At 55.5% G+C, this 5,727-nt stretch carries 4 protein-coding genes and 1 pseudogene; 1 reads left to right on the plus strand and 4 read right to left on the minus strand.

Annotated features, from left to right (window positions below; translation table 11 throughout):
* A partial coding sequence (locus PU724_RS33335; protein ID WP_426213809.1) for a transposase occupies positions 1–208 on the minus strand: 208 nt, incomplete at its 3' end.
* Between the two features lie 178 nt (positions 209–386).
* On the opposite strand from PU724_RS33335, the gene PU724_RS33340 reads away from it, so the two are divergent.
* Positions 387–1,067: an SRPBCC family protein gene (locus PU724_RS33340; RefSeq protein ID WP_354426014.1), complete on the plus strand. Its 681-nt coding sequence runs from the start codon at positions 387–389 to the stop codon at positions 1,065–1,067.
* 389 nt (positions 1,068–1,456) lie between these two features.
* Here the strand turns inward: PU724_RS33340 and PU724_RS33345 are convergent.
* The 3 genes and pseudogenes from PU724_RS33345 to bcoG all read right to left on the minus strand — a co-directional run.
* Positions 1,457–1,735: pseudogene (locus tag PU724_RS33345) on the minus strand (CoA-transferase); the annotation flags it as partial.
* 544 nt (positions 1,736–2,279) lie between these two features.
* Positions 2,280–3,773: a carnitine 3-dehydrogenase gene (locus PU724_RS33350; RefSeq protein WP_354426012.1), complete on the minus strand. Its 1,494-nt coding sequence runs from the start codon at positions 3,771–3,773 to the stop codon at positions 2,280–2,282.
* Positions 3,774–3,868: 95 nt separating this feature from the next.
* A complete protein-coding gene (gene bcoG, locus PU724_RS33355) occupies positions 3,869–4,768 on the minus strand; it encodes a 3-dehydrocarnitine:acetyl-CoA trimethylamine transferase BcoG (protein ID WP_354426010.1) in 900 nt (299 codons plus the stop codon).
* Positions 4,769–5,727 lie beyond the last annotated feature (959 nt).

Below are 5,727 nucleotides of genomic sequence, written 5' to 3' on the forward strand. Positions count from 1 at the left end.
GCATCCGCCAACCGCAACCGGAGCGGACCAGGTAGCGCAGGGCGTTGACCACCTCCCGGAAATCAACCTCGCGCGGACGGCCGCGACGCCCAGGCTTGGGCATCAGCGGTGCGAACTGCTCCCACTCCTCGTCCGTCAAATCAGACGGGTAGCGCTTGGTCTTCTTGGCAATCCGGGCCATCCGCCCACGGCTCTGTTCTGTCCACATCCACAGCTTGAATCATAACCCAGCCTCAGACGGAACCCATAGCAAGCCGATTTTCAAAACGGTCTCTGAGAGGTGCTCGGGGTGTCGAGCGTGATCCCAACGCGGTCGTTGATTCCCGTGCGCTCGGACACAATGGCGGGATTAGTGTTCGTTAACGCGGATGTTGCGGCGCAGCCGCTTGCAGAAGTTCTCCCGACTGGAGTTTCAGTTGCTACGAGCTTGTCCCGATCTTCCACAATACGTGACGGGCGCCGGTGGCGACGGGTTCACAGCCAACTATGTTTGCAATGCAAACTGGAAGATAATGATCGATAACGCTCTAGAGTGCTATCACTGCCAAACGGCGCACCGCGAATTCAGTGATATGGTGCGCTTGGAAGACCACAAGGTCACGCTTTATAAGAATTTTACATATTTTAATTTGCCGATAGCCATGAAGAGTGAGAATAAAGCCTATCCTATTGACTTAGATCACGATGTATTGACTGCGGAATTTTGGTGGATTTTCCAAAATATCTTGCTTGGTCGCTTTCCTGGCGTTCAGAATTTCTATGTCTCGCGTTTTGATCCGCTTGAGGTAGATAAAACCTCTCGAGTTACTGTACCGCTCAAGCCTCGAGAAGCGACTGATGCAGGTGCCGCAGAGCGCGAGCGTCTTCGTTCGATTTGGACAGCTAACGTGGTGTCCGCGGAAGATCAGGCGCTTTGCGAAAATGTACAGCGCGGGATGCGGACGGCATTCAGTCATGGCTGGTATGTGACAGACCCCAACGACCACGCAATTTCAGAGCACGCGATGCGCTACTTCCATGATCTCTATCGATCGCGAATGGACATAGAACCGCTGGCTGCGATTTGAAGCCTCGACTTCGATGCGCGGCGGGGGTAATCGCCCGGACGAATCACGCGCCCGATCATACCCGCGTCCTGAGAATTGGGACCGCTCGATCCGCACGTCGCGCGAAGGCGACTACAAATCGGTGGTACTCACAGGAAGGGGCTACGACATTCGTCAGCACCGCATCGCCCGAGCCAAATCAGACGACGCTTGACCTGGTTGGCGGAATGGCGAATGATAAACAATCATATCATCGCGCCTCCGTCCTCCTAAATGCCGAATGCGCAGATTTCTGAGTTGGGTCTGCCGTAATGGCGTTAAAACGTTTTCTTCCGCCTCCAAATGCTCTCGTTACGTTTGAGGCTGCCGCGCGGCATTTGAGCTATACGGCTGCAAGCAGAGAGCTGGGCGAATTCGAGTGCCAGTTCACCGCTCAGGTATTGGCGCATGAACTCGGCGTTCTCGCCGACATAGGACGAGATCATCTTCTTGATCTGCTTCGTCTTCAGCAGCACGCCGAGTCCGAAATCGTCGACGCCGCAATTGTTCGACGCAATCGTCAGCCCACTGACACCAGCGTCCCGGATAGCGCCGATCAAAAGCTCCGGTATTCCGCAAAGCCCAAACCCGCCCGCGGCGATCACCATTCCATCAAACAGCAGGCCTTCCAGCGCAGAACGGGCTTCCATATAGATCTTGCTCACGAAGCGCTCCAGTAGCGGTTGATCTTGTTTCGGCGATTGTCCCTTACCGAACGGCAGGTGGCTCCTCGACCTAGGCCTTAGCTGCTAAGGGCGCCACGTAGCCATGGATGTTCCATACGGCTTTGAGCACGCATCAAGATCGCGTTCGCGCGCCGCCATGGTACCGCTCACCAATATTGAGTGTCCGACAATATGGCTTTCTATTGCTCTGGTCGCCACAACCTCGAACTAGCTGCCCACCCACCCCGCCCACTTCGCCGCAGATCGGCAACTGCGCGAACCTTTCCTTCAGGGACGCATCAAGCATGAGATGCCTGGTCGATTGCGGTGGCCTTCGGCCGGTCCTGCAGGTTCTCAAAGATCGGCCCATTCTCTTGATCTTTGTTTCTTTCTCAAGAGGGCGCCGGGTCAAATCCTCTGTGTCGTGAGGAATTGATCGTAGTCTCGGCACGAACAAAGGGGCTTGCCTGCGTCGGCCGAGATGCGGCGACGGAAGACAACAATACCGTCCTGCGGATTATGGGCGTAGTCACTTCCTCTGCCCAACCGACCGTCCCGCCGCATCGGGAACCGGGAGGGCCGCATGGGCCTCGATGAGCGGCTTCAGTTTCCTCATCACCCCGTGCAGTGGGGGAACGGAGCGGTTCTCGTTCGAAGAAACATGGAGCAATAGATGCTCGTAAGTCGACAGCAGCGTGCCGTCGGAAGTTCGATACAGCCACATAAAGGTATGGATTTTTTTGCCGTCCGACGGCAGGAGTTGCGCCTCGACATATAGCGCGTCCCCAAGCTTCGCCTCAGCGAGGAGCCGGACATGGCTTTCCACCGTGTAGTAACTATGGCCAGCCTTTACATAGTCCGCGTCGACCCCGATCGTTTGAAGGAGCGCCTCGGTAGCATCGGCGAAGCACTGGGTGTATCGGTATTCGGTCATATGACCGTTATAGTCGATCCAAGTTGGAGCAACTTTCAGCGTGAGAAGCCTTAACGCCTTATTACTGGGACTGGCCTGAGGCTTCGGCTGCGGCGTGGTCTTCCAAAGATGAGCCTCGAACTCAGCCAGGAGCTTCCCGGCCCCCCAGCCACGGCCCTCATCGCCGGTCTTCAGCGCCTGCATGATGCTGACGAGATTCTGATCGCGGATGCGTTCGAGTTCTCGAACGCTACGCTGCCCCGACTGGGCGTCAGACTGAACGGCGATCTTTTCAACAAGGTCGGCATCGAGGTCGACCACATCGGTCAGCTTGGTCCAGGGCCAGGAAAGGCTGGGACCATACTTGGAAAGAAAGTCCCGCATGCCAGCCCCACCGCCAGCCATGCGGTACGTCTCGAATAGGCCCATCTGTGCCCAGCGAAGGCCAAATGAGTAGCGGATCACATTATCGAGAGTTTCGGTGTCGCAGATGCCGTCCTTGATCAGCCAGAGGGCCTCCCGCCAGAACGCTTCCAGAAGGCGGTCGCCGACGAACGCTTCAATCTCCTTGTTGATGACAAGCCCTGTCATGCCTATCGTAGCGAGCTTGACCTTGGCGTCTTCGAGCGCCGCTCTGGTGGTTTTAGTGCCACCGACGAGCTCGGCTAGTGGCAGCAAATATACAGGGTTGTAAGGGTGAGCGACAAACATGCGCTCTGGGTACTTCATGTCGCGCTGCAGATCGGTCGGCATCAGGCCAGAGGTCGAAGAGCCGATCAGCGCCTTGGGATCGGCTGCAGCGTCTATCTGTGTCAAGACGTTACGTTTAACATCGAGCTTCTCCGGCACACTCTCCTGAATCCACTCGGCGCCTCGCACGGCTTCTTCGAGCGACCCGCTGAAGGTTAAAGTGCCCTTGACGGGGAGAGGCGCGCTCGTGAGCATCTCATATGCGCGTTCGGCATTTGCCATGACTTCGGACGTGAGCCGCTGAGCTTCCGGATGCGGATCGAAGATTCTGGTATCGATGCCGGCCAGGACGAAGCGTGCAGCCCAAGCTCCGCCTATAACGCCACCGCCGATACAAGCCGCCGTGCTGATTTTAGCCATCTGATTTACCTTCCGAACTGCTTCTTCATCGAGTCTGAGGCGAGCATTCCGAGGAAGCGGGTCGCATGACCCGCTTCCTGCAGGAAGCATGGCGCTTACCGCTTTGTGAGTTTAAGCTTCCGGCGTACTTCATCGGGCCCGATAATCCTGCCGCCCATGTTTTCGACGACATTGACGGCCTTCTCGACCAACTGGCCGTTGGTCGCAAGCTGACCTTTGGCAACGTAGAGATTATCTTCGAGACCAACGCGCACATTACCGCCCGCTAGCACAGCCGCCGCCGGATATGCCATCGCGTCGCGTCCTATCGCAAAGACTGAAAAGGTCCAGTTCGAGGGAACGCTGTTCACCATCGCCATGAAAGTGTTGAGGTCATTAGGGGCCCCCCAAGGAACACCCATGCAGAGCTGAACCAAGACAGGATCTTCAATCAGACCCTCTTCGACAAGTTGCTTTGCAAACCAAAGATGTCCCGTATCAAAGACCTCCATTTCCGGGCGAACGCCAAAGTCGGTCATCATTTTCGCCAGCGCGCGAAGTGTCGATGGCGTATGCACCGTCACATAATCGCCAAGTTTGAAATTCATCGTGCCGCAATCAAGTGTACAGATCTCCGGGGCGCACTCGATAATGTGGCTGAATCTTTCGGATACACCGACAAGATCAGTAGTGGGGTCGAGTGGAAAGGGCTGTTCGGCACTGCCGAAAATCATGTCGCCGCCCATACCAGCGGTGATGTTTAGCACAACGTCGGTATCCGCCTGTCGGATACGGTCAGTGACTTCTTTATATAGTTCATGCTTTCGAGACGGTGCACCGGTTTCAGGGTCACGAACATGAATGTGCGCGACTGCGGCCCCCGCCTTTGCAGCCTCGACGGCAGCGGCTGCAATTTCTTTCGGCGAACGAGGAACGTGGCGGGAAGTGGATGCAGTATCTGCTGCGCCGGTCAAGGCACAAGTAATAAAAACTTCTCGGTTCATAGAAAGCGGCATCAATCTTCTCCTTAGGTGAGCGAAGGGTTGCGGCGGAAGATGTCATGCATCGTCGCGCCAGACTTCTTAGTTTCCCGTAATTCTATAGCTGATGACATATGGACGTCGATTGCGATCGAATTTCCCCGAGATAACTTGGCGTTGAGGAGTGCGTAGATACGCAGTCATATTATTCACTCGCCTCGGCATTGGCGCTGATCCTTTTTCGAAACAACTGTCTTCGAACCTGCTTCTTTAAGCGTCAGTTGCAATCCGGGCTGCGATCGTGGCGGTCCACCCAACCGCAGGCGATCACTCTCAGATAAAATGAGCATTATATATAAAAGCGATGCTCGTCAAGATCGCCGCAGATTCATGGTGCTAAAATCTTCTTCAATTCGTCAATTTGCGACTAAGTCCTACCATGGTCTCAAATGTGCACGTCGGATCTATGTCAAGCAGGTTAAGCTACTGTTTTTCATGGTTCTTTCATTAGCTGCGCTTGCATCGGTTTCAATCGTCGACGAAAGTGAAGGCCCATAGAACCAGCGCAGAAGGCCACCGGTTGCGCCGATAGCTTTGCATAATTCACATTATTTGGAACTCGTGCCGTGTGCCGGTCGCGACATCGTCTCACCTCCGAGTTTGCGGTATCAGGCAAACGACAGGATTGCACGCAGCCCGCGCAAGGAGGCGTATATCCGAACTCTTTCGATCACCCTTGAACCGCTGGTCGATGCTGCCTCCTTAAGAATTCAGAAATCAGAGCTATCAACGCTTGGGACAAGGGAATAGGGGCGGCCTGCGCGCGCTGCGACGGGCCACGAAAAAGGTAATCCATTGAGGCTTAAACCTAGAGCACGTCCCGTGATCGATGAATCGAATGTGATGTGACTGAAGCGCCCGCCGGTGATTCAACGTCCGTCTCAACGGGAGGTGGACGATGGGAAAGGCACTGAGCGACGATCTTCGGTCGCGTG

Source organism: Mesorhizobium abyssinicae (genome assembly GCF_049887195.1).
Classification (GTDB): Bacteria; Pseudomonadota; Alphaproteobacteria; order Rhizobiales; family Rhizobiaceae; genus Mesorhizobium; species Mesorhizobium abyssinicae.

Coding starts and splice junctions, on each gene's coding strand:
- PU724_RS33350 (WP_354426012.1), bottom strand. CDS start 3,773: ATGGCTAAAATCAGCACGGCGGCTTGTATCGGCGGTGGCGTTATAGGC.
- bcoG (WP_354426010.1), bottom strand. CDS start 4,768: ATGCCGCTTTCTATGAACCGAGAAGTTTTTATTACTTGTGCCTTGACC.